We start from the raw sequence: 26,307 nt of genomic DNA on the forward strand, positions 1-26,307 counted from the left end.
TGTCTGGAGCGGCGCAATGCAACTGGATGATCTCGGTCCACGGATCTGCATTCTCGGGCCTTCCAATAGCGGCAAATCCACGATGGCGCAGGCGATCGCGTAGGCGCGTGATTGCGTGCCGGTGCATCTGGATCAGTTGCATCACCTGCCCAATACCGCCTGGACACCTCGGCCCAGGCAGGACTTCATGGCACTCCACTGCACCGCAATCGCCAAGGAGCGGTGGGTGATGGACGGCAACTATCTCGGCTGTCTTGCGCAGCGTCTGGCGCGTGCCACCGGCGTTATCGTGTTGGATGTTCCAACCATCGTCAGCGTGCTGCGCTATCTGAGGCGAAGCTGGTGCGAGTCTTACCGTTACGGTGCGCTGGAAGGCGGCAAGAATCAGGTCACCTGGGCAATGCTGCGCCATATTGCGATCGTTGAACGTCGTAAACAAACAGAACTGTCGAGGTTGATCGAGGCTGTGGCCTTGTCGACAATCGCATTGCGCACGACAAGCGCTATCGACCGGTTCTATCGCGTCGAACGATTGCAGCGCCCCGACTGGCGCACTTAGACGACTTTGCGCGCGGTCTTTCAGGCAAACGATGCGGTGCTCCGGTCAGGACCCTGCCAGGGGTAAGTTGCGCAGACGCGATGACGACCTACAGCCGCGTCAACCCACGCGCAATCCGTTCCACCGCCTGTTCCAACCGCGGCAGGCTTTGGGTGTAGGCAATGCGTACATGCTGGTTGGCGCGGTAGTGGCCGAAATCGATCCCTGGCGTAAACGCAACATGCTCGCTTTCCAGAAAATGCGCGCAAAACGCCTGCGCATCTTCAGAAAACCGGCTGATGTCGGCGTAGAGGTAGAACGCGCCTTGCGGTTCGACGGCAATGTCGAATCCCAGCGCCCGCAAGGCTGGTAGCAGGTAATCGCGACGCTGCTGGAATTCGACGCGGCGCGCTTCGAAGATGGCGATGCTCTCGGGCGTAAAGCAGGCCAGTGCGGCGTGCTGGGCAATCGTCGAGGCGCTGATGTACAGATTCTGCGCGAGCTTTTCCAGTTCCGGCACCGCGTCGGGCGGTGCGATCAGCCAGCCCAGCCGCCAGCCGGTCATGCCGAAGTACTTGGAAAAACTGTTCAAGACGAAGGCGCTGTCGTCCACCTCCAGCACGCTGTGGGCGTCCAGGCCGTAGGTCAGGCCGTGATAGATCTCGTCCACCACCAGATGGCCACCGCGCGCATGCAACGTCTGCGAAAGCGCAGCCAGTTGCGTGCGCGACAGCACGCTGCCGGTGGGGTTTGCCGGCGAGGCCACCAGGGCGCCCACGCTGTCGGCATTCCAGGCGCGCTCCACCAGCGCAGGAGTCAATTGATAATCGCTGTCCGGGCCGACCGGAACCAATTGCGCGGCGCCTTCGACCAGACGCAGAAAGTGGCGGTTGCAGGGGTAGCCCGGGTCGGCAAGCAGCCAGTGCTTGCCTGGGTCTACCAACAGGCTGCTGGCCAGCAGCAACGCGCCCGAACCGCCGGGCGTGACCAGGATGCGCTCAGGGTCGACGCGGCAGCCATAACGCTGCGCATAGAAGCCGGCAATCGCCTCGCGCAGCGCCGGCAGCCCGCGTGCGGCGGTGTAGCGGGTGTGGCCGGCTGCCAACGCCGCCTGGCCGGCAGCGACGATCGGCGCGGCAGTGGTGAAATCGGGCTCGCCGATTTCCAGGTGGATCACGTCGTGGCCGGCCTGTTCGAGCGCGTTGGCGCGTGCCAGCAGCGACATGACATGAAACGGGGCGATGTCCTGGCTGCGGCGGCTATAGCCGCCTGCGTACGGAAGTGAGCAATCCATTGGTTCGATGATAGACCAGCATGACCTAGGACACATGACGCTCGGCGACGGGCTCTTCCACACTCGGGCGCTGGGATGGCATTGCGTTCATCCAACGGACCCCAATCTGATGAAGCCCGTCCTCACTCTTCTGATCGCCAGCCTGATGACCACATCCCCTGCCTTCGCCGCCCTTCCGTCGCCGCCAGAGGTCGCCAAACGCCCGCATGTGGTCAAGGCGCCGTTCGGTGCGACCCGCAACGACGACTATTACTGGTTGCGCGACGACAAGCGCGAAGACAAGGCGATGCTGGCGTATCTCAACGCCGAGAATGCCTACACCGACAAGGTGATGGCGCCGCTGAAACCATTGGAAGAAGCGCTGTATGCCGAGATCGTCGGGCGCATCAAGCAGGACGATGCCAGCGTGCCGTACCGCGAGCGCGGCTATTGGTATTACACGCGGTTCGAAACCGGCAAGGATTATCCGATCCAGGCGCGCCGCAAGGGCAGCATGGAGGCGCCGGAAGAAATCCTGCTCGATGTCAACAAGATGGCGCAGGGCAAGGGCTACTTCAGCGTGGGCGATGCTACGGTGAGCCAGGACAATCGCATCCTCGCCTGGGCCGACGATGCCGTTGGCCGCCGGCAATACACCATCCGCTTCAAGAACCTGGAGACTGGCGAACTCTATCCGGACACCGTGGAAGGCGTCTCGGCCAATGTGGTATGGGCCGACGACAACAAGACGCTGTTCTATGTCGAAAACGATCCGGAAACGCTGCTCACCGTGCGCGTGAAAAAGCATGTGCTCGGCACGCCGTCCAAGGACGATGTGCTGGTGTACGAAGAGAAGGACGACAGCTTCTACATGGGCATCGGCCGCACCCGCGACGACAAGTACATCACCATCGAGGTCGAAAGCACGGTCTCTTCGGAAACCCGCTATGCGCTGGCCGCCAAGCCGGACAGCTTCAAGGTGCTGGCTAAACGCGAGCGCGACGTGGAGTACCACGCAGATCATTTCGATGGCCGCTGGGTGATTCGCACCAATGCCGACGGCGCCAAGAACTTCAAGCTGGTCACTGCGCCCACCGATGCGAGCACACGCACGCAGTGGACCGATTGGGTAGCGCACGAGGACAATGTCTACATCGAAAACTTCGCGTTGTTCGACGGCTTCACCGCCATCGAAGAGCGTTCCGGCGGACTGGAGCGTGTGCGCTTGCTCAAGCGCGAGGGCAGCCATGAGTACGTCAAGGCCGATGAACCGGCCTATTCGATGGGGCTTTCGGTCAACTCCGAGCCAGACACCCCCTGGCTGCGTTACAGCTACACCTCGCTGACCACGCCGGCGACCACCTACGAGCTCAATACGCAGACCGGCGAGCGCAGGTTGCTCAAGCAGCAACCGGTGCTCGGCTACGACGCCAGCAAGTACGTGACCGAGCGCGTGTGGGTGACGGCGCGCGATGGGGTCAAGGTGCCGGTGTCGCTGGTGTACAAAAAAGGCTTCAAGAAGGACAGCAGCGCAGCGCTGTTTCAGTACGCGTATGGCAGTTACGGCATGTCGATGGACCCGGCATTCAATTTGCCGGCGATCAGCTTGCTGGATCGCGGCGTGGTATACGCCATCGCGCACATCCGCGGCGGCCAGGAAATGGGTCGGCAGTGGTACGACGACGGCAAGCTGCTGCACAAGAAGAACACCTTCAACGACTTCATCGATGTGACCCGTGGCCTGGTCGCGCAGGGCTACGCTGCCAAGGACCGGGTTGCCGCATCCGGCGGCAGCGCGGGCGGCCTGCTGATGGGCGCGGTGGCCAATATGGCGCCGCAGGACTATCGGGTGATGGTCGCGCAGGTGCCGTTTGTCGATGTGGTCACCACCATGCTCGACGCCAGCATTCCGCTGACCACCAACGAATACGACGAGTGGGGCAACCCGGAAACCAAGGATTACTACGACTACATGCTGTCGTATTCGCCTTACGACAATGTGCGCAAGCAGGCGTACCCGGCGCTGTTCGTGGGCACCGGCCTGTGGGATTCGCAGGTGCAGTACTGGGAGCCGGCCAAGTGGGTGGCCAAGCTGCGCGACGACAACACCGGCACCCAGCCGATCGTGTTCCGCATCAATATGGAAGCCGGGCATGGCGGCAAATCCGGTCGCTTCCGCCGCTACCGCGAGCTGGCCGAATCGTATGCGTTCGTGCTGGACCAGTTGGGCGTGAAGTAGCTAGAAGACCGGGATTGGGGAGTCGGGATGCGGGATTGGTTGGAGCGGACGGCGTGGGCCGGCATCGCTGCAGGGCCGACTCACCAAACCGCAGCGCTGGCCGTATCATTTGCGCATGACGCGACCGACTCGATTCCGCTGGGCCTGGTGGTTGCTGGCCTACGCCAGCCTGGCCACCGGCATCGTCGGGATCTTCGTCCCGGGGCTGCCGACGACGGTCTTTATTCTGATCTCTGCCTGGGCGGCCTCGCATGGCTCCGAGCGCCTGCACAACTGGCTGCTGTCGCATCCGCGCTTCGGCCCGGCGATCGTGGAATGGCAGACCTATCGTGCAGTCAGCCGCAAGGCCAAGTGGATGGCGACGCTGACCATGACGGTCTGCGCCGCGATCATGCTGTGGTGCGTGCCGGTGTTCTGGGTCAAGTGCCTGTCGATCGGCAGCATGGCCGTGGTGGCGATCTGGCTGTGGTTGCGCCCCGAGCCACCGCCGCGCCCGCTGCCGGGCGCGCACTGAACGCAGCGCGCCAGCGAGCGCACGGCCATAACGGTGTTCTGGCTATACTTCGGCCCATGAGCATCATGTCCCGACCGTCTGTTCGCCTCGCACTGGTTGGTGCGACCTTTGTCCTGCTTGCCGCCTGCGGCAACAAGGGCCCGCTGGTGATGCCGCAAAAGCCGGTGCCGGTGGAAGCCCAGCCGGTGCCGCAGCCGCAGCCGGCGGATGCGTCGCAACCGCTGGACCAATCCACGCCTGCGCCGGTGGATGGCGACACCAAGCCCGCTTCCACCACCGACCAGCCCGCTAGCAGCGGCAATGAGCGCTGACGGTCGCAGCGGGCGTCTGCGTTTCACCAAAATGCATGGCGCCGGCAACGACTTCGTGGTGCTGGACCTGCGCGACGGTACGCCGCCACCGGATGCCGCACTGGCATCGCAGCTGGCCGACCGCCACTTCGGGGTGGGCTGCGATCAAATCCTGACCATCGAAGCGCCGCGCAGCGAAGGTGCCGTGGCAGCCTACGGCATCTGGAATTCGGACGGCTCGGCCGCGCGCCAATGCGGCAATGGCGCGCGTTGTGTCGCCGCCTGGCTGGTGCGCGACGGCACTGCCCAGGGCGAGCGCTTCATCATCGACAGCCCAGTGACCGCGCACGCGGTCGAGCGCCTCGACGGCGACCGCTCCGCGGTGGCGATGGGTATCCCGCAATTCGAGCCCACCCAGATTCCGCTGGCCGGCTTTGCGCATGCGCGCGACGAATATGCGCTGCCGGTGCACGGCGAGACCGTGCGCTTTGGCGCGGTGTCGATGGGCAACCCGCACGCGGTGGTCGAAGTCGGTCGCGTCGATGCAGCGCCGGTGGAACGGGTGGGCGCGCTGCTGCAGCAGAACGCGGCGTTTCCCGATTCGGTCAATGTGGGCTTCGTGCAGGTGGTCGACCCTGCGCATGTGCGCCTGCGCGTGTTCGAGCGCGGGGTGGGCGAAACGCTGGCTTGTGGGAGTGGCGCCTGTGCGGCCGCGGTGGTGTTGATGCAGCGCGGCCGTGTCGAGCGCGATGTGCAGGTGTCCTTGCCCGGTGGCGATTTACGCATTCGTTGGCCCGGCGAGCAGGAGCAGGTGGTGATGTCCGGCCCGGCTGTGTTCGTCTTCGATGGAGAGTGGAACCGATGAGCGAGAACACGGACAAATTCGGCGCGCACGACGTGGCCACGTGGCTGCGACGTCACCCGACCTTCCTCAAGCAGTTCCCGGATCTGGCGGTGAGCTTGCTGGTGCCGCGCGACGACGGCCCCACTGCTTCGTTGGCCACCTACCAGCTGGAAGTGCTACGCGACAAGAACCGCGAACTGTCGCGCCGCCTGCACGAACTCGGCAGCAATGCGCAGGAAAACGAGCGGCTGGCGGTGCGCACGCATCAACTCACGCTTGCGTTGATGCGCCAGACCAGCGCGGCCGACACGCTCAAGGCGATGGCGGCCTCGCTGGCCGAAGATTTCAACGGCGAACTGGTGCGGCTGGTGTTGCTCACGCCTGTCGATGCGCTGGACGCGGACTGGCTGCAGATCATTGCAATCGACGATGCACGCCTGGCCCCGTTCCGCGATTGCCTTCACGATGGCGAGCCCATTTGTGGCCGCCTGCAAGCGGAAAAGCACGCGCTGCTTTACGGCGCACAGGCAGGGCAGGTGCAATCCACCGCGTTGCTGCCGCTGCCGGGCATCGGCCTGATCGCGGTGGGCAGCAGCGATGCCAACCGGTTCTATCCCGGCATGGGCACGCTGTTCCTGCGCATGATGGGCGAATCGCTGAGCGTGGCACTGCAACGCTTCGACGCGTGAGGCCCATGGCTGCGCGTACCGACGTTGGCGACATGGGGCCGCTGGTGGCGGCGCTGCTTCCGCGGCGGGGAGGGTGAAGTGCTGGCAGTTGGTTGTCTGTGCTGTCTGCAACCGCAGGGCGCGCAGTCCGCATGCTGGCTGCACACTTGTCTGCGCAAGCAGATGACGGCAATCACGCCGCGTCATCGGGAACGCTGACATGTCATCGATCGACGAGTTCCTGACGCACCTGCAGGTCGAGCGGCAAGTATCGGCGCACACACTGGATGCGTATCGGCGCGATCTTGCTGCCCTGGTTGCCTGGGCAGCTGAGCAGACGACCGCAGATGGCGCGCAGGACGCTGCAGTGCCTGGCGATCCTGCACAGTTCGATAGTGCGCATTTGCGGCAATTCGTTGCGGCAGAGCATCGACGCGGGCTGTCGGCAAAGAGCCTGCAGCGCCGTCTGTCGGCATGCCGCAGTTATTACGCCTGGTTGCTCAAGCATGGCCGCATTTCGGCCAGCCCGGCGGCGGCGCTGCGTGCGCCCAAAGCCCCGCGCAAGTTGCCGCAAGTGCTGGATGCCGACGAAGCCGTGCGTCTGGTGGAAGTGCCAACCGATGCGCCACTAGGCCTGCGCGATCGCGCGCTGCTGGAAGTGTTCTATTCGTCCGGGCTGCGCCTGAGCGAGTTATGCGCATTACGCTGGCGCGACCTGGACCTGGACAGCGGCCTGGTGATGGTGCTCGGCAAAGGCAGCAAGCAGCGCCTGGTGCCGGTGGGTTCGCACGCAATCGCCGCCTTGCGCGAATGGCGGCGCGACAGTGGTGCAAGTGCCGACAGCCACGTCTTCCCTGGCCGCGCCGGCGGTGCGATTTCGCAACGTGCAGTGCAGATCCGCATCAAGCAACTGGCCGTGCGCCAGGGCATGTTCAAGGACGTGCATCCGCATATGCTGCGCCATAGTTTTGCCAGCCATATCCTGGAATCGTCCGGCGATCTGCGCGGCGTGCAGGAATTGCTGGGCCATTCGGATATCGCCACCACCCAGATCTACACGCATCTGGATTTCCAGCACTTGGCCAAGGTCTACGATGCTGCGCATCCGCGTGCCAGGCGCAAGAAGGCTGCAGAGTGAGTGCTAGGCAATCAAGCCGGCACGCAGGAAGCAGGAAGCATCGCGGTGCGGTGCATCAGGTAGCGCCACAGACGCAGCAAGCTACTGCACGCATCCAGTGCATCGGCCACTTCCGACCGCGCTGATCGTCCCTCTCCCGCCGGGAGAGGGGTTGGGGTGAGGGTACGTGCGCAAGCGCGGCTTGCGCGTTGCGCATGGTTTGCGGACGGTGACGTTAGGGCTGATGCGATCCCCGTAATGCGTTGCGGCAGGTGGACCTGCATGGTCGCGCGCAACCGTGTGGCTGTCTCGCAAGTGAGCGCCGCCGCACCTGCCTGCGGCGGCTGGTCGCAGCGTGCTTGAACCCGGCAGGGGCGTCCCCACCTCCTTGGAAACCCCCGGAGGATCCATGGACCCTAGCCAGAACCCCAACATCGTTCACGCCACCACCATCATCTCGGTTCGACGGGGTGGGCATGTCGCCGTCGCGGGCGATGGCCAGGTCACTCTTGGCCATACGGTCATGAAGGGCAATGCGCGCAAGGTGCGTCGGCTCGGGCGCGAGAGTCAGGTGCTGGCCGGTTTCGCCGGTGCGGCGGCCGATGCGTTCACCTTGTTCGAATTGTTCGAAGCCAAGCTCGACAAGCACGGCCAGCTGACGCGCGCGGCAGTGGAACTGGCCAAGGATTGGCGCACCGAGCGCCGCCTGGGCAAGCTTGAAGCGCTGCTCGCGGTCGCCGACAAGGAAACCTCGCTGATCATCAGCGGTACCGGCGATGTGATCGAACCGGAAGACGGCATCATCGCGATCGGCTCCGGCGGCTCGTACGCCTTGTCGGCCGCGCGCGCACTGCTGGCGCACACCGAGCTGGATGCCAAGACCATCGCCACCGAAGCGATCAATATCGCTGGCGATATCTGCATCTATACCAATCGCAACGTGGTGGTCGAAGAGCTGTGAATCGGGAGTGGGGAATCGGGAATCGCAACAGCGGTTTGGTCCCCATGTCGTCGACCCAGGCTCTTGATCTTGCCCTTGCAATTCCCCTTTCTCAATTCTCGATTCCCCAATGCCAAATCCCGAGACTTCAACCATGACTCCGCGCGAAATCGTGCAGGAGCTCGACCGTCATATCGTTGGCCAGCACGACGCCAAGCGCGCGGTTGCCATCGCGCTGCGTAACCGCTGGCGCCGCATGCAGTTGCCGGAAGAGCTGCGCAACGAAGTGATGCCCAAGAACATCCTGATGATCGGCCCCACCGGCGTGGGCAAGACCGAGATCGCGCGGCGCCTGGCGACGCTGGCCAATGCGCCGTTCGTCAAGGTCGAAGCCACACGCTTCACCGAAGTGGGCTATGTGGGCAAGGATGTGGAGCAGATCATCCGCGACCTGGCCGATACCTCGGTCAAGCTGTATCGCGAGCAGGCCAAGGTGCGCGTGCGCAACCAGGCCGAAGAGCGTGCCGAAGATCGCATCCTGGATGCATTGCTGCCGCGCCGCGCGGCCGGGATTGGGTTCGATCCGGAAGCGGCGCGCAACGAGCCCTCGTCGCAGGATAACGAAACCCGCATCAAGTTCCGTCGCATGTTGCGCAACGGCGAGCTGGACGAGCGCGAGATCGAGCTGGAAGTGGCCGTCAATGCCAGCATGGACATCATGACCCCGCCGGGCATGGAGGAAATGGGGCAGCAGCTGCGGCAGATGTTCGCCAACATCGGTGGCGGCAAGTCGCAAAAGCGCAAGCTCACCATCAAGGCAGCGCGCCCGCTGTTGATCGAAGAGGAAGCCGGCAAGCTGGTCAACGAAGACGATGTGCGCACCGCAGCCATCGAAGCCTGTGAGCAGCATGGCATCGTGTTCATCGATGAAATCGACAAGGTGGCCAAGCGCGGCGAAGCCGGCTCTAGCGGCGGCGATGTCAGTCGCGAAGGCGTGCAGCGCGATCTGTTGCCGCTGGTGGAAGGCTCCAACGTGTCCACCAAGTACGGCACGGTCAAGACCGACCATATCCTGTTCATTGCATCAGGCGCGTTTCACCTGGCCAAGCCCAGCGATCTGATTCCGGAACTGCAGGGCCGTTTCCCGATCCGGGTGGAATTGACCGCGCTGACCAAGGCCGATTTCGTGCGCATCCTCACCGAGCCCAAGGCGGCGTTGATCAAACAGTACGAAGCCCTGCTGCAGACCGAGGGCGTGCACCTGAGCTTTGGCGCCGATGCGGTGGAGCGCCTGGCCGAGATCGCCGCGCAGGTCAACGAGCGGCAGGAAAACATCGGCGCGCGCCGGCTGCACACGGTGCTGGAGCGGCTGCTCGATGTGCTGAGCTACGAGGCGCCGGATCGCGACGGCCAGAGCGTCACCGTGGATGCGGCCTATGTGGATGCCCAGCTGGGCGAGCTGGTGCAGGACCCGGACCTGAGCCGCTACATCCTCTGAGCGCAGCGCACCTGCGCGCAGATGTCGAATGCAATGCATAGGTGGCATGTCGCATCCATGCATTGCAAACATGGCACGTACGCATCACAGGACGATGCAAGCTAGCCGCATCCTGTCAGCTGCAGTCAACGCCGGGTCGGTCGCGGGCGCGGCGCCCTCGCCGCGTGCAGGCCACGCCGTCACTCCGGCCCTGGAGGCTCGATGGCGGCATCATGCCTCCACATGGTCCCGCAAGTGGCAAAGACACCGCACCACACCGTTGGTCGGCGCTCATCCAAAAAGCTGTCTGTCGTGCGGTGCGCATCAGACCTGTCGCCGATGCTGCAATGATCGAACAAGGCGCATCCAGCACTGCTCTTCCCATGCACGCCGACCATCTCGACTGGTCATTGCCCGCCCATCGTCGCGGGGCCTTACGCGGCATGGGTGCGGCGTGAGAGCTGACAGGGACGTCCTTGCAGTGTGCCCTGCAATGGTGGGCGGGCAAGGGCCCTGCAGCCAGGTTGCAGATCACTCCCTGCAACGAAGGCTCAGATCATCGGCTCTGCGATGGACCGTTACCTAGGCAGCCGTTTGCACTGCACAGCCAACCTGCGCAATCCCAGCATAGCCAACCTGCAAAATCCGGCAAACCGCTCAATCCTCGCCGATATCTTCGTTCCATACCTGCGGGTTGGCGGAGATATAGCCACCGAGCAGATCGATGCATTCCTGGCTCTGCAGATCGATCACGTTGACGCCGTGCTCGCGCAACCACGCGATGCCGCCCTGGAAGGTGACCGATTCGCCGACCACCACCGTGCCGATGTTGAACTGGCGCACCAGCCCGCTGCAGTACCAGCATGGCGCCAGCGTGGTGACCATGATGGTGTCCTTGTAGCGGCGCTGGCGGCCGGCCTTGCGAAACGCGTCGGTCTCGCCGTGGACCGAGGGGTCGTTTTCCTGCACGCGGCGGTTATGGCCGCAGCCAAGCAGGCGCCCGTCGTTGTGATACAGCGCCGCGCCGATCGGGATGCCGCCTTCGGCCAGGCCCTGGCGGGCCTCGGCAATGGCGGTGTCCAGCAATGCGCGGTAGTCGGGGGTGGTGATCATGCGAACTCCTGAGGGGCCGCGCCGGCAGGGCGCAGCATGTCGAGATGGGGAATGCCATCTTCCAGGTACTGCGCGGATGCAGGTGCAAACCCGTGCGCCGCGTAGAACGATTGCAGGTGCGCCTGCGCGCCGATCTGGATCGCGTGACCCGGCCACTGCGTGTGCACCAACCGGATGCCTTCGCGCAACAGCGCATGCGCAAGTCCAGTGCCACGAAATCCTGCGGCAACGACCACCCGGCCGATGCTCGGTTCGGAATAACTCAAGCCTGGCGGTAGCACGCGCAGGTAGGCCGCCAACGCGGCGTCATTGGCGGTGCCCAGCACATGCAGCACGGCCGGATCGGTATCTTTGCCATCCAGTTCCGGATAGGCGCATTGCTGCTCCACCACAAACACATCCGTGCGCAGCCGCAGTAGCGCATACAGCTGCGTGGTGCTCAGTTGCGCAAACCGCAGGTGCTGCCAGTGCAGGGGAGGAAGGGGCATGGTGGGCATCGTTGCATCATAGCGGCTGTGCCGCGCTTGAGCTGCCGAGTCGTGCACGTGTGGGCGTGCTGGCCGACGTCTCGCTGGCGGTATTGCCCACGCTCGGATAGAGGTTGATGCCTAGTCGACTGCGCTGTCGGTATCGACGGCCACCACCACCGACATGCCTGGCCGCAGCCGCGGCGCCAACGGCTGGTCCGCATCGACGCTGATGCGCAGCGGAATGCGCTGGGCAATCTTGACGAAGTTGCCGGTCGCGTTGTCGGCTGGCAGTACGCTGAATTCGGAGCCGGCGGCCGGCGAAATCTCCTGCACGCGGCCATGCAGACGCGCATTGTCCAGCGCGTCCACGGTGAAGCTGGCGCGCTGGCCGATCCGGATCCTGGCCATCTGGGTTTCCTTGAAATTGGCCACGATCCATAGCGTGTCCGGCACCAGCGACATCAGCTGCGTACCGTTGGTGACGTAGGCGCCCTGGCGCACGCCAAGCTGACCGAGCTGGCCATCGCGCGGGGCCAGGATGCGCGTGTTGTCCAGGTTGATCTGGGCCAGCTGCACGGCGGCCTGTGCATTGGCAACCGCCGCTTCCAACGCGGCGCGGTTGACAGTGACGCTGCGGGCGTTTTCTTCGGCGGCCTGCACGGCGGCACGTGCCTGCGCCACGCCGGCATCGGCTTGCGCACGCGCGGCAAATGCGGTGTCGCGGTCCTGCTCGGAGACCAGTTGCTGGCTGGCCAGCTGCTGCGTCCGCGCATAGGCCGAATGGGTGCGCTCGCGTTGTGCCTGGTTGCTGCTCAGCGCGGCGCGTTGCTCGGCGATCGTCGCTTCGGCGCTATGGCGTTGTTGATCCCAGTTGGCGAGATTGGCCTGCGCGGTCTGCACCTGCGCCTTGGCTTGTTCGAGTTGCTGCGCATAGATGCGGTCGTCGATGCGTGCCAGCAACTGGCCGCGTTTGACGTGCGCAAAGTCCTGCACCGGTACCTGCGTGACATAGCCGCTCACCTGCGGCGCAATCACGGTGATCTGCCCATGCACCATCGCATTTTCGGTGCGTTCGATCGCACTGACGAACGGCGGCAGGCGCCAGGCATAGAGCACCAGCGCCACGCCGATCAGGGCAAGCCCGCCGAAGCCGACGACCCCGGCAAGACGGCGACGCCGACGACGTTGCGGGTCGGCAGGCAGGGAGGAATCTGCTGGTGTATTCATGTACGCGCAGTGGGAGTAGGAGGAGGGGGCGATACCGATGGGCGCAGATAGCGGCGCCACACCAGCACGGATAGGATCCACACGCCGGTGGCGATGGCGATGCAGCCGATCAACAGGAATACGTCGTTGTACGCCAGCACGTGCGCACGCCCTGGGCCTGACGCAGCGCCGGGTCGCCGATGCTGCGGCCATACAGGCTTGCGTAGGCCTGCACGCGCGCGGCGACCTGCGGGTCGGTCAGCACCAGATGGTCCACCAACTGGCTGGAATGGTATTTCTCGCGCACCACCTGCACGGTGCCGAGCAGGGCGCTGCGGAGCAGGCCGCCCATGTTCTGCGCCATGCCGAACAGCACGATGAAACTGATCAGGTTGCGCGGCTGCGCGATCCCCCGGCCGATGCCGGCCACCATCGCCGGACCGATGAAGAACGTGCTGCCGAAGGCGAGCAGGAATTGGCTCGCATACATCTGTTCGGGGCGGGTGAGGCTGGTGGCATCGGCATCCATGAAGCAGCCCACGCAAATGGCGGCCACGGCGATGATCAGATGTTCGGCAACCCGCGCCGGGTTGATCAGCCACGCGCTGGCCGCCACGCCTACCACCGCGCCCAGCAGCATCAGCGCAAACAGGGTCTGCAGTTGCGTGTTGGCCAGGCCCAGCGTCTGGAAGAAGCCGATGGCGCCGGTGCTTTGTTCGGACAGCACCAGCCGGATTAACAGGATCGCCAGCCCCAGCCGCAGCATGTCCGCACTGGCCAGCCAGCGCGTGTTGATCATCGGATTGCGGCGGTTGTGTTCGATCCAGGCCGCCGTGCACAGCAGCACGATGGACGCGGCCAGCACCACGCCCAGCCACGGGGTACTGGTCCACCACAGCAGGCGCCCGAGCGACAGCACCGCGGCCAGGCCGGCGGCGCCGGCGGCGAACAGGCTGAAGGTGAGGAAATCCAGCGGCTCGAACACGCGATACCGGTCGCTCGGCGGTAACTTGAGCGCCAGCACGCAGGCCAGCGCAAACACCGCCAACCCGCACTCGAACAGGTACAGGCCTTGCCACTCGCCAAATTCCAGCAGGTCGGTGGAAAACACCCGCGCCAGCGGTAACGCCAGCTGGGTCATGCCCAGGCCCAGCACCACGGCCTTGAGCCGATATTTCGGTGGAAATGCCTGGATCACGTAATACAGGCCCAGCGAGCTGAGCGCGGCGCCCACCAAGCCATGCGCGGCGCGCACGGTGATCGCCGAGCTCAGGCTGTGCACGAACAGATGCGCGAAGGCGATGAGCGCGTACAGCGCCAGGAAGATTTCGGTGAACCGGCGCAGCCCGAACTGCTGGCGGAACTTCACCAGCAGCAGGTTGGCCGACATGTTGGTCATCACATAGGCCGCCGGCAGCCACGCCATTTCGGTGGCGTAGGCGCCCAAGGTGCCTTGCAGATAGGTCAGGTTGGCAGTGACCAGGGCATTGCTCAGCCCTCCGGTAAGCGCCACCACCACACCCACCAGCCCATACTGGATACGCCGCCGGATAGGGTGCAGGGGGGTGGAGGCCGACCCCGGCAGGGTGGGCCGCTCGTGGGGCTGCCAGTCGCGCTGGACGTACTTGTCGCGCACTGAATGCTCGCAGGGCCGGTCGCAGATGAAAACGCGATTGTGGTCCGGTTGCGGTCATGGTGGCGTCAGCAGTGCGATAATCCGCCCATGAGCGAATCCCCCTATACCTCCGGTACCACCCATTTCGGCTTTCGCGATGTCGCTGCCAAGGACAAGCAGAAGCTGGTCGGCGAAGTGTTCACCTCGGTCGCGCGTAACTACGACCTGATGAACGATCTGATGAGCCTGGGCGTGCACCGCGCCTGGAAACGCTACTTCGTGGCGACCGCGCAGGTGAAGCCAGGCGACCGCGTGCTGGACCTGGCCGGCGGCACCGGCGACATCGCCGTGCTGCTCAAGGAGCGCGTGGGCAACGAAGGCGCGGTGGTGCTGGGCGACATCAATGCCGGCATGCTGTCGGTGGGCCGCGACCGGCTGACCAACCGCGGGCTGGTGTCCGGTTTCGACTACGTGCAATGCAACGCCGAAGCACTGCCGTTCCCGGACCAGAGTTTCGATCTGGTGACCATTTCCTTCGGCCTGCGCAACGTCACCGACAAGGACGCCGCCTTGCGCGAGATGTACCGCGTACTCAAGGTCGGCGGCCAGGCGCGCGTGCTGGAATTTTCCGAAGTCACCGCCGAGTGGTTCAAGCCGATCTACGACTTCCACTCGTTCAAGATCCTGCCCAGGCTGGGCCAGCTGTTCGCGCGCGATGCCGATAGCTATCAGTACCTGGCCGAAAGCATCCGCAAGCATCCGCCGCAGGAATCGCTCAAGGGCATGATGGGCGAGGCCGGGTTTGCGCGTTGCCATTTCAAGAACCTGACCGGCGGCATCGTCGCCATCCACTCCGGCTACAAGATCTAGGCAGGTCGTTTCAGCCTGATGGGCGTCGGCGCGCAGAGCGTGCGCTGGCGCTCGCCCCCCGCGTGCACGGGATCGCTTGTTGCGGGGAAGCGGTGTCTCACATGTGTAGGCCAGCGAAGTTCTGAGAACTCCGTCGCGTTGGCTCCACACGCTCTCGGCGACACTAAACGCTCTTTTGCCGGAGTGTTGGATGCGCTTGTACGCCGGGCTCTCGCGCGTGTTTCCCCGCTCCTTCAGCGCCAAACTGCTGGCGGTGACCTTCCTGGGCATCCATCTGCCGTTGCTGCTGTTGATCGCCTGGTTGGCATCGCAGAGCGAACTGGACGGGCGCCCGCTGTGGTCGGTGGTCATCGTGGCATTGCTGGCCACGCTGGCTGGCACGGCATTGACCTTGGTCGCGCTGTATCGGCTGCTGGCACCGCTGCGCATCGCCGCCGATGCGCTGGATTCGTATTACGCCGATCAACGCCTGCCCACGCTTCCGGAACAGGGTGACGATGAATTGGGCCGGCTGTTGCGCGGCATCAACCGCAGCCTGCGCGGTATCGATTCCGGCATGCGCGATCTCAAGAAACACGCCTTGTTCGACCCGTTGACCGAAGCGCTGAACCGGCGCGGCTGCGAACAGGCGATGCGCGATTCGGTGATCGCCTCCCAGCGCGAAGGCTGGCCGTTCGTGCTGTTCGTGCTGGACATGGACAACCTCAAGCAGATCAACGACCGTTTCGGCCACCTGGCTGGCGACCGCGTGCTGGTGCGCCTGGTGAACTCGGCCTACGGCTGGTTGGGCGCGCAGGACTGGGTCGGGCGCTGGGGCGGCGACGAATTCCTGATCGGCATCCATGCCAGCGAAGACGAAGCCACGCTCAAGCTCAACCAATGGCTCTCGATGCTCGAACGCGAGGATGCCGACGACGCGCCGCTGCATGTGAGCGCCGGCAGTGCGGTGTGCGAACAGGGGCTGGATGCCACCGAACTGTATCGCCGCGCCGATGCGGCGATGTACCGCGCCAAGTTCTCCGGTGGCCGGCGTCTGGTGCGCGACGGGCACGACGCCCCGCGCGGCCATCCGGTGACCTGACCTGGGCAAGCCGATTGCGGCAGCGCGTGGCAGGCCGTCGCGCGCATGGCCACCGATGGCACGGGCAGGCTGCGGCACGGGGCGCTAAAATGCCCAATTCTCCTTGCTGCGGTGCCGTCGATGCGCTTCCCGTTCCTGTCGCTGTCCCTGGCCGTGTCCATCGCGCTGGCCGGTTGTTCCAATGACTCCACGCCGTCGGCATCCCCCACCGCGCCGGCCGCCACTGCCAAGGCTCCCGTGAAAGCAGACGCCCGCAACCACGACGAAAGTTCCTACGCCCAGCCGCAGATGGTGGTCATCAAGGACCTGGCGCTGGACCTGAAGCTGGATTTCGATGCCAAGCAGATTGGCGGCACCGCCACCTACACGCTGGAGTGGAAGGACAAGGCCGCCAAGCAACTGGTGCTGGACACGCGCGAGCTGAGCATCGCCCAGGTGCAGGCCGACGATGGCAAGGGCGGCCTGTCGCCGCTGCAGTTCGCCCTGGCGCCGGCCGACAAGACCTTCGGCAGCAAACTCACCATCGAAACGCCGAATCAGCCGGGCAAGGTGGTGATCACCTATCACACCGCGCCGACCGCCTCGGGCCTGCAGTGGCTGGAGCCGTCGATGACCGAAGGCAAACAACTGCCTTTCATGTTCAGCCAGTCGCAGGCGATTCATGCGCGCAGCTGGGTGCCGTTGCAGGACACCCCGAGCGTGCGCTTCACCTATAGCGCGCATGTCACCTCGCGCCCGGACGTAATGGTGCTGATGAGCGCCGACAACGACCCCAAGGCGGCACGCGACGGCGATTACAGCTTCAAGATGCCCGAGCCGATTCCGTCCTACCTGCTGGCCATTGCCGCCGGCGATGTGGTGTTCAAGCCGATTTCCGCGCGCTCGGGCGTGTGGGCCGAGCCAGCCATGGCCGACAAGGCCGCCAAGGAATTCGAAGACACCGAAAAGATGATCGGTGCCGCCGAAAAACTCTATGGCCCGTATCGCTGGGGCCGTTACGACATGCTGGTGCTGCCGCCGTCGTTCCCGTTCGGTGGCATGGAAAATCCGCGCCTGACCTTCGCCACGCCCACCGTGATCGTCGGCGACAAGTCGTTGGTGTCGTTGGTCGCGCACGAACTGGCGCATAGCTGGTCCGGCAACCTGGTGACCAATGCCAGCTGGAAGGACATCTGGCTCAACGAAGGGTTCACCACCTACGTGCAGGGCCGCATCACCGAAGCGCTGTACGGCAACGAGATGGCCGAGATGGAGCGCGAGATCGACCAGGGCGATCTGCTGGCCGAAGTCAAAGACATGCCGCCGGCCGACCAGGTACTGGAGTTGCCGCCGCTGGCCCAGCGCGACCCTGACGAAGCATTGAGCCAGGTCGCCTACGTCAAGGGCGCGTGGTTCCTGCAGTTCCTGGAGCAGCGCTTCGGCCGCGAGGCCTTCGACCCGTTCCTGCGCGGCTGGTTCGACGATCACGCCTTCCAGAGCGCCACCACCGACCAGTTCGTCGATTACCTCAAGAAAAATCTGCTGGACAAGCATCCCAACACGGTGAGCGCAGCCGAGGTGGATGCATGGCTGAAGCAGCCGGGCATTCCGGCCTTCGCCGCCAAGGCACGCTCGCGCAGCTTCTCGATCGTGGATACCGCACGCATTGCCTGGAGCGGCAGCGGCACCTTGCCGAACAAGCAGGTCACCGGCGAGTGGGGCACCCAGGAATGGGTGCACTTCCTCAGCGGCATGGGCGCCACGCTCAAGCCCGAGCAGCTCAAGCAGCTGGACGATGCGTACCACTTCACCGGCACGCCGAATGGCGAGATCGCGATGCGCTGGTATCCGCTGGCCATTCGCAGCGGCTACACCGACGCGCGCGCTGCCGCGGGCGAGTTCATCGAGCGCGTCGGCCGTCGCAAGCTGGTGCTGCCGATCTACGCAGAACTGTTGAAGACGCCCGACGGCATCGCGTTCGCCGAACAGGCTTTCGAAAAGGCCAAGCCCAGCTACCACCCGATCACCACCGCATCGGTGGCCGAGATGATCGCCAAGGCGAAGGCGGCGATGCCTGCTGCGGCTCCTGCACCCGCAACCGCACCTGCAGAAAAACCGGCGCCGACGCAGCAGTAGTTCGTCGCGCAACGCAGCGTCGTCAGTTCGGCAGTACGTGCAACACACCGGGAGCCTTGTGCTCCCGGTGTGTTGTCCGAGGACCCGGCGCGAACGTCGGCCGTCGTGCATGCAGCCTGCAACGCCGGGCTGCTATCGTTGCGGTGGTGTCCCACGCCTTTCGGAGTCGACGATGAAGTATCTGCTGAGCGCGGCCTTGTGCGTCGCCGCCTTGAGTGCCTGCACCGACCGCGAGGCGCAACGTCAGGCGCAGGCCACCGCGCAGGCGCAGGCCAAGGAAACCCAGGCCGATGCGCTCGCCAAGCAATACGACGAAGCGGTCAAGGCACAGAACTGGGACATGGCACGTGCGCACGGTGCGGCCTTGATCGAAGGCTACGCCGGCACTGCGGCTGCCACGCGCATCGAACCCGGCTATGCCGATATCAAGGCCAAGGGCGAGCAGGCGCGCGAGCTGCGCCGCATGCAGGCGTTGTGGCAATACTCGCAGGTGCCGGCCAAGGGCGGCACGCAGCGCTCGGCGATGATCGATGCCAAGGAGCGCGTGGATGTGGACGGCAGCGGGCCCAAGCCGGTCAGCCTGGTGTTTCGCGATCATCCGCAGTGGAAGCGCCACAGCTACCTCGTGCTCAAGGCCGGCGATTTCAATTGCTACGGTGGCTGCAAGGTGCAGGTGGCCGCCGATGGCGGAGCACCGCGTGCCATGGCGGCGCACCGCCCGGATACCGACGAAGCCATCGCCATGTTCATCGACGATGACAAAGCGTTGTGGAAGCTCGTGCGCAACGCCAAGCGCATCAGCATCACCTTCCCGGTCAAGGCCGGCGGTACGCGCACCGCAGAGTTCGAGGTCGGCGGCCTGGACACCACGCAGATGCCCGGGTGGAAGTAGGTCGGCTCGCGGTGACATCCTGGCGTCCACCGAACGTGTGTGCGAACCGGTGCAACATGACCGGGTTTGATCGACTGTGCAGTACCCCGATGTGATGGCGCTGCAGCGTATCGGCACTGCGCGTTCGGCGCGGTCAGCGAAGCTGGTGCGCATTCGTTCGGTGGCAAGGGCGAGCGCGCGTTGGAGTGTCCGCGCAAGCACATGCCGACCGCGCGCTACACGCACCGGCTTGGCGGTGCATACAGACGCGTTGTCGAGCGCGTTGGGCGAGGTTGCCGATTGCGCACTGCAGGTTGGCCGCGCCGCCGCCCGCTGCATCGCATCGATCACTTTCATGTCTTTGCACGGATGGACAGCATGACACTCACCACGCGCGCTCCCACGTTGTCCGACTACCGCCATTGGGTCTTCGACATGGACGGCACGCTGACCGAGGCTGCGCACGATTTCGCCTTGATCCGTCGCGTGCTGGACATCCCGCCAGAGGCGGACATCCTGCACCACCTGGCCGCGCTGCCGGCCGACGAAGCAGCGGCCAAGCATGCCTGGTTGCTCGAACACGAGCGCGCGCTCGCCCAAGGCGCACGCGCCGCGCCGGGCGCAGTGGCATTGGTGCACGCGCTGCATGCGGCCGGTTGCCGGCTTGGCATGCTCACCCGCAACGCACGCGAGCTGGCAACGATCACGTTGCAGGCGATCGGTCTGGACGATGCGTTCGCCTGGGACGACATCGTCGGGCGCGACGAGGCTGCCCCGAAACCTGCGCCCGACGGGCTGCACTATTTCGCGCGGCGCTGGTCGGTGCAGGGCAGCGCGCTGGTCATGGTCGGCGATCACCACAATGACCTGGCCTGCGGCCGTGCCGTCGGTGCGTGCACTGTGCTGGTCAATACACCCGGCGACCCCTGGCCCGGTTTCGCCGACTGGCGCCTGCGCGACTGCACGCAGTTGCTCGCGCAATTGGATAGCTAGGAGCTAGGAGCGCGTTGCGCCTGTGCAACGCGGGTAATGCGCACACAGCGGGCATGGGAACGGTTGAATCGCTGCCGACACCATGACGCGTCTTTAAAGGGTGCTCGTCGTATCCGCATCCGCCTTTCGGTTACCCATCTTCTGGCGAAAGAAGACATGCGTGGCCACACCGCGCGATGTGGCCTGCATCGCGCACTGCCCTGCATCAGTGGTGCCACGATTCGAGCTGGTGACATGCTCGAGGTTACCGAGACGACATTCTCGACCGCCTGCACCACCTGTGTCACAGCACGTTCGGCGCAAACTGTGCCAAAACCGTGACAACGCGAAGTGCTCAGCTCGCCGTCATTACTCCCAACCCTTGCTGACTCGACGTGGTGCGGCGCACCAGTTGGCTGGCATGCCGTTTGCTCACGTCTCTCCCGACGTTTCCTGCGTCCGCATCGTAACGGCGGTGAAAGTGGCTGCGTTGCGGGATGTTTCAACCGACTGGTTGTTCAAACGAGAGGGGTAGACGCACATGCACCAATCTTCCTGTCGCAGCGTACCCAGCGCTGCGCTGCTCATGCTTGCGCTGAGCGCCGTTTTGTCTGGCTGCAAGAAAGAAACGCCGACCGAAACTGCAGCGCCGGTAACTGCTGCAGCACCTGCCACCGCGCCCGCCGCTGCACCTGCCGCCACGGTCGACACCGATAGCGAGTTCACCGCCACTGCCAGCAATGCGGACAACTGGGGCGGCGTGGGACGCGACTTCGCACTCACCCGGCATAGCCCGCTGGCCGAGATCAATCGCGACAACGTCAAGAACCTGAAGATGTCGTGGGAGATGAAAACCGACGCCACGCGCGGCCACGAAGGCCAGCCGCTGGTGATCGGCAGCATCATGTACATGGTCAGTGCGTATCCCAACAACGTGTTCGCCATCGATCTGGCCGCGCAGGACGACGGCGGCAAGGTGTTGTGGAAATACACTCCGCAACAGGACGAGCGGTCGGTGGCGGTGGCGTGCTGCGATACGGTCAATCGCGGCGCCTCGTATGCCGACGGCAAGCTGGTGTTCGGCAGCCTCAGCGGCGATGTGATTGCACTCGATGCCAAGACCGGCAAGGAAGTGTGGAAGCAAAAACTCGCGCATCCGGACAAGGGCGAAACCATCACCATGGCGCCGATCATCGCCGACGGCAAGGTGGTTGCCGGCATCAGCGGCAACGAGTTCGGCGTGCTCGGTCGCGTGGCCGCCTATAACCTTGCCGATGGCAAGCAGGCATGGTCCTGCGATGCGGCCGGTACCGACAAGGCGATCTGCCTGGGCCCGGATTTCAACAAGGCCAATCCGCAGCATGGCCAGCTCGGCGATCTGGGCGTCAAGACCTTTCCCAACGAAGAGTGGAAGCGCGGCGGCGGTGCAGCGTGGGGCTGGTACAGCTACGACCCGAAGTTGAAGCTGGTGTACTACGGCACCGGCAATCCGGGCCTGTGGAGCCCGTCGTACCGTTGCGGCAAGACCTCGCAGGAGGAATGCAACAACGGCGAGCATGACAACAAATGGTCGATGACCTTGTTCGCCCGCAAGATCGATACCGGCGAGGCGGTGTGGGGCTACCAGAAGACTCCGTTCGACCAGTGGGATTACGACGGCATCAACGAGCCGATCCTGGTGGACCTGAGCATCGACGGCAAGCAGGTTCCCTCGGTGGTGCAGTTCGACCGTAACGGCTTTGCCTACGTGCTCGATCGGCGCGATGGCACGCTGCTGCGCGCGCACAAGTTCGTGCCGGCCAACTGGGCCGAACGCATCGACATGAAGACCGGTCGCCCGGTCAAGGTGGCCGCGCATTCGCCGCTGGAACGCGGCAAGAAAGTGCAGGCCTTCCCCTCGGCGATGGGCGGCAAGGACCAGCAGCCGTGTTCGGTGGATCCGGCCAATGCGGCGGTGTTCTTCTGCGGCACCAATAACTGGCACATGGAGCTGGAACCGCAGGAGCGCGGCAACACCATGATGGGTCTGCCGTACGTGTTCGCCAACGTGATGATGAAGCCGAACGAGCCGGGGGCGCTGGGCATCGTCAAGGCGTTCGACGTGGTGGAAGGCAAGTCCAAGTGGGAGATCAAGGAGAAGTACCCGGTGTGGAGCGGCACCCTGGTCACCGACGGCTGGTTGGTGTTCTACGGCACGCTGGACGGCTGGTTCCGCGCCGTGGACAAGGACACCGGCAAGAAGCTGTGGGAGACCAAGTTGCCGTCCGGCGTCATCGGTAATCCCATCGCCTACAAGGCCAACGGTCATCAGTACGTGGCGGTGTTCTCCGGTATCGGCGGGTGGATCGGCTTGCCGGTCACGGCGGGCCTGGATCCGTCCGATCCGTATGGCGCGCTGGGTGCGGCGGGGCTGGCGTTCGGTGCGGGCTTCGACAAGATTCCGCTCGGCGGCATGGTCCACAGCTTCCGCATCGATGGCGCCGGCAAGACCGTGACCGCCACTGCCACTGCCACTGCGGCCGCAGGCGGCGGTACCGCCAATGCAGCAGCGAAGACGGCACGATGACCTGCATGCAAGGCGTTGGACGCGCACCTCGGCCGCTTGCTGCCGGCGTGCGCGGCATCACCCGGCACCTGCAGCAGGTGCTGGTGCTGTGCAGCCTCGGACTCGTCGCCGCAGGCTGCACACGCGAGCCGTCTTCACCGACGGCTCGCGCTTCTCATTCGGATGCGGTGCCCGCTGCGGCGCCGGCACCAACCACCTCGCCGGCAACAGCGCCGGCCGCGGCCTCTGCGCCGCCGCCAGCACCGGACCCGCATGTGCTGCGCGTCTGCGCAGACCCGGGCAACATGCCGTTGTCCAACAAGGCCGGCGAGGGCTTCCAGAACAAGATTGCGCAGGTCGTGGCCGATGCCATGGGCCGGCGCCTGGAATACGAGTGGCGCACCTATTACCAGCGCGGGCTGGCACGCAGCACGATCAACGCGGGCCGTTGCGAGGTGCTGATGGACCTCAACAGCGATTTCGAGCAAGGGCTGACCACACGTCCGCTCTATCGCTCTACCTATGTATTGGTCACACGCAAAGGCCTGAATGTGCGGCCAGCGTCGCTGGACGACCAGGCGTTGAAAAAGCTGCGACTGGGCGTGTTCCAGAGCTCGCCTGCGCGTCAGGCGCTGTACGAGCATGGCATCAGCGGTGAGGTGCAATACCTGTTCTACGATTCGGCCACCGCGCCGGAAGAACACCCCGGCAAGCTGGTCGAACGGGTCGCTGCCAACCAGCTGGATGCGGCCGAATCCTGGGGCCCTGTGGCCGGGTATTACGCACAGCGCAACAGTCTGGGAATGGTGCCCTTGAACACCATCGACGATGCGGTGCTGGAGTATTCGATGGCCTGGGCGGTGTCGCGCAAGAACGCAGACCTGCGCGATGCGTTGAACACGGCGCTGCAGCAGAGCGCGGCAAAGATCGACGAGATTCTGCGCAGGTATCACGTGCCGCTGGTGCGCTGCAGCGACTGCGTGGTGGCCGGCGATCTGGCATCGCACGGGCCGTATGTCACACCGGCACCGGCATCCACTGCCCCCAGCCCGGCGGCCTCGTCGCAAGAGTTGGCGCAGCTGCAATTGCGCATCGCCGAGGGTGCAGACCCGAACCAGGAACTTTCGCATGCACTGGATGCGGGTGACGCGGTGCGTGCGGCATGGCTGCTGCGCCATGGCGCCGATGCCAATCACGCGAACCTACTCGGGGAACCGCCGTTGCACCAGGCTATCCGCAACCAGGAGCCGGATCTGGTCGGCCTGCTGCTGGATGCCGGCGCACGCCTGGAGGCGCGCGACGCCAGCGGCTGGACCGCGCTGATGAAAGCTGCCTGGGCCAACGATGCCGGCAGTGTCGGCAGGTTGCTGGCCAAGCGCGCGCCGGTGGACACCGTATCCAGCGACGGCTGGAGCGCGCTGGAGCTTGCGGTGTCCTATGCCGACGTGGGCGTGGTGCAGGCGCTGCTGGACAAGGGCGCCAATGTGCGGCGCGCCAATCCCACCGGATTCACGCCGGTGATGTTTGCGGTGGCACGTGACGACCCGGCCATTCTGGAGGCCGTGCTGGCGCGTGGCGCCGAGGTCAACCACGCCAATCAAGCCGGCGTCACGGCGCTGATGCTGGCTGCCGCGGCCGGGCGCGAAGCAGTTGCCAAGCGCCTGCTGGCCGCAGGTGCCGACCCGTCTGCACGCAACCGCGAAGGCAAGACCGCTGCGGACCTGGCGCAGGCACGTGGCGACACCGCACTGGCCAGGCGACTCGCCGAGGCCCGGCGCCCAAATGATTGCGTCACCCGTCGCGTGCACCCGGATGCGCGGCGTTCCCTCCGATCAAAAAGGTTCGTTCATGCGCACGTCCATCCAACGTTATCTCGATCGTTCCGCCCGCGCACCGCTGTGCGCTTTGATGCTCAGCGTGGTGCTGGCGGGATGCGGCAAGGACGCACCGCCGGCACCGGCCGCCGCTGCGCCGCCACCGCCACCGCCGGCCGCCAGCGCACCAGCGCCTGCGCCAGTGGCCGGCAGCGCAGCGCCTGCGTCCTCACCCGCTGCTGCGATGCCAAACCTTGCAGCCGGACCTGCGCCGGATCCGGCCACGCCGGCCACGCCGCCCGCCACGATCGTGCCGATTCCCAAGGGGCCCGAGGTCAAGGTCACGCCCGAACTGGTCGCCGAAGGCAAGAAGATCTATTTCTCGGCCGGCTGCAATGCCTGTCACGGCGGGACCGGCGGCGGTGGCATGTGCCCGCCGTTGACCAACGACATCTGGGTGTACGGCAGCGACGACGACACCCTGCGTACGCTGATCAATGAAGGCACCGCGGCCATGATCACCCACGGCAAGACCCGCGTCGGGCACGAAAAAGTCGTCGGGCAGATGCCGCCGTTCGCACCGGTGCTCAAGCCCGGCGATACCGAAAAATTGCTGGCCTTCATCCACTCGATCAACAAGACCGCGGGCAAGGCGCAATGAGGCCAGTGTGCGCTCCCTGGCCGCGCGGGTTGGCAGCAGCGCTGCTGGGCATGCTGTTGTTGGCCGGCTGCCAGCGCGACGCTGCCATGCCGGCCTCCACCGCCGCACCCGCGACGACGGGCAACGCGACACCGGCGCCGGCAACGCCGCCGGTGTTTGCGTATGTGCCCAATCAACGCAGCGGCACCGTCTCGGTGATCGATACGCACACCGATACCGTGGTGCGTACGCTCAGCGCGCAGGGCCAGCTCGGCAAGCGCTTGCAGCAGCTATTGCCCGGCCCGCAGGGGCATCTGTACCTGATCGATGCCGAGCATCACCGGTTGGTCGAACTGGATGTCGCAAAAGATGCGGTGTTGCGCAGCGTGGACATCGGCGAGAACGCCGAAGGCATCGCGTTGTCGCCGGACGGTAGGCAGTTCGCGGTCTGCGTGGAAGGCCAGAATCAGGTGACGCTGATTGATGCGGCGCACTTCATCGTGCAGCAGGTGATCGCCACGCGCGGGCAGGCGCCGGAGCATTGTGCCTACACCCCGGATGGCAAGTGGTTGCTCACCAGCAATGAAGGTTCCAACGACATGGACCTGATTGAGCTGGCCACGCATCGATCACGCGGCGTGGTGGCCACCAGCGGCCATCCGCGCGGCATGGCGTTCGCACCCGACGGGCGCAGCGTGTACATCGCCCAGGAAACCGCCAACGTGGTGGACGTGATCGACCTGCAGACACGTCGACGTCGCGCCAGTCTGCCGGCCGGCGTGCGCACCGCCGGCGTCGCGCTGTCGGCCGACGGCACGCGGCTGTATGCCTCCAATGGCGGCGCCGGCACGGTCAGCGTGATCGATCTCAATACCGCATGCAGCCTGGCCGAGATTCCGGTTGGTCAGCGCCCGTGGAATCCGGCGCTGACCCCGGCCGGCGACAAGCTCTACGTCGCCAACGGGCGTTCCAACAGCGTGAGCGTGATCGACACCGCCAGCTTGCGCGAACTCAAACAGATCCCCGTCGGCGAGCTGCCGTGGGGCGTGATCATCGCGCGCTGAGCGGCCGGCAGGCCGACGCGCGTCAGGGAGG

Annotated in this window: 20 protein-coding genes and 3 pseudogenes; 18 read left to right on the top strand and 5 right to left on the bottom strand. The window is 65.0% G+C overall.

The annotated features are described in order from the left end of the window. Nucleotides 1–115: 115 nt before the first annotated feature. Nucleotides 116–358, top strand: a pseudogene (locus tag FLG15_RS23320) (P-loop NTPase family protein); the annotation flags it as partial. Nucleotides 359–647: 289 nt separating this feature from the next. Here the strand turns inward: FLG15_RS23320 and FLG15_RS02880 are convergent. Further along, nucleotides 648–1,832 carry a pyridoxal phosphate-dependent aminotransferase gene (locus FLG15_RS02880; protein WP_057687031.1) on the bottom strand — a complete coding sequence of 395 codons (1,185 nt, stop codon included), beginning with the start codon at nt 1,830–1,832 and terminating at the stop codon, nt 648–650. A gap of 109 nt (nt 1,833–1,941) precedes the next feature. On the opposite strand from FLG15_RS02880, the gene FLG15_RS02885 reads away from it, so the two are divergent. From FLG15_RS02885 to hslU, 8 genes are all read left to right on the top strand, one after another. After that, the gene (locus tag FLG15_RS02885; protein WP_057677622.1) at nt 1,942–4,050 is read left to right on the top strand and encodes a S9 family peptidase; all 2,109 of its coding nucleotides are present in this window, start codon (nt 1,942–1,944) and stop codon (nt 4,048–4,050) included. 115 nt (nt 4,051–4,165) lie between these two features. Beyond that, a complete protein-coding gene (locus FLG15_RS02890; protein ID WP_003482768.1) occupies nt 4,166–4,564 on the top strand; it encodes a YbaN family protein in 399 nt (132 codons plus the stop codon). 56 nt (nt 4,565–4,620) lie between these two features. Continuing rightward, nucleotides 4,621–4,875 (top strand): LPS translocon maturation chaperone LptM, encoded by a 255-nt coding sequence (lptM, locus tag FLG15_RS02895; protein WP_017155427.1) that lies wholly within the window; start codon nt 4,621–4,623, stop codon nt 4,873–4,875. After that, entirely contained in the window at nt 4,865–5,719 is an 855-nt protein-coding gene (gene dapF / locus FLG15_RS02900) for a diaminopimelate epimerase (RefSeq protein WP_057677621.1), read from the top strand. The genes lptM and dapF overlap by 11 nt, the downstream gene beginning before the upstream one ends. Next, entirely contained in the window at nt 5,716–6,387 is a 672-nt protein-coding gene (locus tag FLG15_RS02905; protein ID WP_017155425.1) for a DUF484 family protein, read from the top strand. The genes dapF and FLG15_RS02905 overlap by 4 nt, the downstream gene beginning before the upstream one ends. A 199-nt stretch (nt 6,388–6,586) precedes the next feature. Further along, complete coding sequence (gene xerC, locus FLG15_RS02910; RefSeq protein ID WP_057677620.1) at nt 6,587–7,504, top strand: tyrosine recombinase XerC; 918 nt, start codon at nt 6,587–6,589, stop codon at nt 7,502–7,504. A 388-nt stretch (nt 7,505–7,892) separates the two neighbouring features. After that, nucleotides 7,893–8,444, top strand: coding sequence for an ATP-dependent protease subunit HslV (gene hslV, locus FLG15_RS02915; protein ID WP_057677619.1), 552 nt, complete (start codon nt 7,893–7,895; stop codon nt 8,442–8,444). Nucleotides 8,445–8,553: 109 nt separating this feature from the next. Continuing rightward, a complete protein-coding gene (gene hslU, locus FLG15_RS02920; RefSeq protein ID WP_039568072.1) occupies nt 8,554–9,921 on the top strand; it encodes an ATP-dependent protease ATPase subunit HslU in 1,368 nt (455 codons plus the stop codon). Nucleotides 9,922–10,557: 636 nt separating this feature from the next. Here hslU and FLG15_RS02930 read toward each other — a convergent pair. The 4 genes and pseudogenes from FLG15_RS02930 to FLG15_RS02945 all read right to left on the bottom strand — a co-directional run bounded on the left by FLG15_RS02930 (nt 10,558) and on the right by FLG15_RS02945 (nt 14,325). After that, the gene (locus FLG15_RS02930; RefSeq protein WP_017158520.1) at nt 10,558–11,013 is read right to left on the bottom strand and encodes a nucleoside deaminase; all 456 of its coding nucleotides are present in this window, start codon (nt 11,011–11,013) and stop codon (nt 10,558–10,560) included. Continuing rightward, nucleotides 11,010–11,510, bottom strand: a complete 501-nt coding sequence (locus FLG15_RS02935; protein ID WP_057677618.1) for a GNAT family N-acetyltransferase — start codon at nt 11,508–11,510, stop codon at nt 11,010–11,012. Before FLG15_RS02935 ends, FLG15_RS02930 begins: the two co-directional genes overlap by 4 nt. Nucleotides 11,511–11,621: 111 nt before the next feature. Beyond that, nucleotides 11,622–12,710 (bottom strand): HlyD family secretion protein, encoded by a 1,089-nt coding sequence (locus FLG15_RS02940; protein WP_057687030.1) that lies wholly within the window; start codon nt 12,708–12,710, stop codon nt 11,622–11,624. Next, nucleotides 12,707–14,325 (bottom strand): annotated as a pseudogene (locus tag FLG15_RS02945) (MFS transporter). Before FLG15_RS02945 ends, FLG15_RS02940 begins: the two are co-directional and overlap by 4 nt. Nucleotides 14,326–14,412: 87 nt before the next feature. On the opposite strand from FLG15_RS02945, the gene ubiE reads away from it, so the two are divergent. The 9 genes and pseudogenes from ubiE (at nt 14,413) to FLG15_RS02995 (ending at nt 26,276) form a co-directional block, all read left to right on the top strand. Next, entirely contained in the window at nt 14,413–15,174 is a 762-nt protein-coding gene (ubiE, locus tag FLG15_RS02950) for a bifunctional demethylmenaquinone methyltransferase/2-methoxy-6-polyprenyl-1,4-benzoquinol methylase UbiE (protein ID WP_017155416.1), read from the top strand. A gap of 190 nt (nt 15,175–15,364) precedes the next feature. Further along, nucleotides 15,365–16,255: a GGDEF domain-containing protein gene (locus tag FLG15_RS02955; protein ID WP_057679447.1), complete on the top strand. Its 891-nt coding sequence runs from the start codon at nt 15,365–15,367 to the stop codon at nt 16,253–16,255. Nucleotides 16,256–16,375: 120 nt separating this feature from the next. Then, on the top strand, nt 16,376–18,370 hold the full coding sequence (locus FLG15_RS02960) for a M1 family metallopeptidase (RefSeq protein WP_057679446.1): 1,995 nt from the start codon (nt 16,376–16,378) through the stop codon (nt 18,368–18,370). Between the two features lie 172 nt (nt 18,371–18,542). Continuing rightward, entirely contained in the window at nt 18,543–19,262 is a 720-nt protein-coding gene (locus FLG15_RS02965) for a hypothetical protein (protein ID WP_057679445.1), read from the top strand. A 348-nt stretch (nt 19,263–19,610) separates the two neighbouring features. Next, nucleotides 19,611–20,234: an HAD family hydrolase gene (locus FLG15_RS02975; RefSeq protein WP_057679450.1), complete on the top strand. Its 624-nt coding sequence runs from the start codon at nt 19,611–19,613 to the stop codon at nt 20,232–20,234. 520 nt (nt 20,235–20,754) lie between these two features. Further along, nucleotides 20,755–22,779: a methanol/ethanol family PQQ-dependent dehydrogenase gene (locus FLG15_RS02980; protein WP_342344115.1), complete on the top strand. Its 2,025-nt coding sequence runs from the start codon at nt 20,755–20,757 to the stop codon at nt 22,777–22,779. Next, nucleotides 22,776–24,539 (top strand): annotated as a pseudogene (locus tag FLG15_RS02985) (quinoprotein dehydrogenase-associated putative ABC transporter substrate-binding protein); the annotation flags it as partial. The gene FLG15_RS02980 and the pseudogene FLG15_RS02985, both read left to right, overlap by 4 nt. A gap of 31 nt (nt 24,540–24,570) precedes the next feature. Continuing rightward, nucleotides 24,571–25,233 (top strand): c-type cytochrome, encoded by a 663-nt coding sequence (locus FLG15_RS02990; protein WP_057679449.1) that lies wholly within the window; start codon nt 24,571–24,573, stop codon nt 25,231–25,233. Then, nucleotides 25,230–26,276, top strand: coding sequence for a beta-propeller fold lactonase family protein (locus FLG15_RS02995; protein WP_150145505.1), 1,047 nt, complete (start codon nt 25,230–25,232; stop codon nt 26,274–26,276). Before FLG15_RS02990 ends, FLG15_RS02995 begins: the two co-directional genes overlap by 4 nt. Nucleotides 26,277–26,307: the final 31 nt, after the last annotated feature.

Source organism: Xanthomonas phaseoli pv. dieffenbachiae, assembly GCF_008639345.1.
In the GTDB taxonomy this organism is placed as follows: Bacteria; Pseudomonadota; Gammaproteobacteria; order Xanthomonadales; family Xanthomonadaceae; genus Xanthomonas; species Xanthomonas phaseoli.

What these genes read in the sequence shown, in the direction of transcription:
- dapF (WP_057677621.1), top strand. Translation starts at nt 4,865, where the DNA reads ATGAGCGCTGACGGTCGCAGCGGGCGTCTGCGTTTCACCAAAATGCAT.
- hslU (WP_039568072.1), top strand. Translation starts at nt 8,554, where the DNA reads ATGCCAAATCCCGAGACTTCAACCATGACTCCGCGCGAAATCGTGCAG.
- FLG15_RS02930 (WP_017158520.1), bottom strand. Translation starts at nt 11,013, where the DNA reads ATGATCACCACCCCCGACTACCGCGCATTGCTGGACACCGCCATTGCC.
- FLG15_RS02955 (WP_057679447.1), top strand. Translation starts at nt 15,365, where the DNA reads ATGCGCTTGTACGCCGGGCTCTCGCGCGTGTTTCCCCGCTCCTTCAGC.
- FLG15_RS02990 (WP_057679449.1), top strand. Translation starts at nt 24,571, where the DNA reads ATGCGCGGCGTTCCCTCCGATCAAAAAGGTTCGTTCATGCGCACGTCC.
- FLG15_RS02880 (WP_057687031.1), bottom strand. Translation starts at nt 1,832, where the DNA reads ATGGATTGCTCACTTCCGTACGCAGGCGGCTATAGCCGCCGCAGCCAG.
- ubiE (WP_017155416.1), top strand. Translation starts at nt 14,413, where the DNA reads ATGAGCGAATCCCCCTATACCTCCGGTACCACCCATTTCGGCTTTCGC.
- FLG15_RS02885 (WP_057677622.1), top strand. Translation starts at nt 1,942, where the DNA reads ATGAAGCCCGTCCTCACTCTTCTGATCGCCAGCCTGATGACCACATCC.
- FLG15_RS02980 (WP_342344115.1), top strand. Translation starts at nt 20,755, where the DNA reads ATGCACCAATCTTCCTGTCGCAGCGTACCCAGCGCTGCGCTGCTCATG.
- FLG15_RS02890 (WP_003482768.1), top strand. Translation starts at nt 4,166, where the DNA reads ATGACGCGACCGACTCGATTCCGCTGGGCCTGGTGGTTGCTGGCCTAC.
- lptM (WP_017155427.1), top strand. Translation starts at nt 4,621, where the DNA reads ATGAGCATCATGTCCCGACCGTCTGTTCGCCTCGCACTGGTTGGTGCG.
- FLG15_RS02960 (WP_057679446.1), top strand. Translation starts at nt 16,376, where the DNA reads ATGCGCTTCCCGTTCCTGTCGCTGTCCCTGGCCGTGTCCATCGCGCTG.
- FLG15_RS02975 (WP_057679450.1), top strand. Translation starts at nt 19,611, where the DNA reads ATGGACAGCATGACACTCACCACGCGCGCTCCCACGTTGTCCGACTAC.
- FLG15_RS02905 (WP_017155425.1), top strand. Translation starts at nt 5,716, where the DNA reads ATGAGCGAGAACACGGACAAATTCGGCGCGCACGACGTGGCCACGTGG.
- FLG15_RS02965 (WP_057679445.1), top strand. Translation starts at nt 18,543, where the DNA reads ATGAAGTATCTGCTGAGCGCGGCCTTGTGCGTCGCCGCCTTGAGTGCC.
- FLG15_RS02995 (WP_150145505.1), top strand. Translation starts at nt 25,230, where the DNA reads ATGAGGCCAGTGTGCGCTCCCTGGCCGCGCGGGTTGGCAGCAGCGCTG.
- FLG15_RS02935 (WP_057677618.1), bottom strand. Translation starts at nt 11,510, where the DNA reads ATGCCCACCATGCCCCTTCCTCCCCTGCACTGGCAGCACCTGCGGTTT.
- hslV (WP_057677619.1), top strand. Translation starts at nt 7,893, where the DNA reads ATGGACCCTAGCCAGAACCCCAACATCGTTCACGCCACCACCATCATC.
- FLG15_RS02940 (WP_057687030.1), bottom strand. Translation starts at nt 12,710, where the DNA reads ATGAATACACCAGCAGATTCCTCCCTGCCTGCCGACCCGCAACGTCGT.
- xerC (WP_057677620.1), top strand. Translation starts at nt 6,587, where the DNA reads ATGTCATCGATCGACGAGTTCCTGACGCACCTGCAGGTCGAGCGGCAA.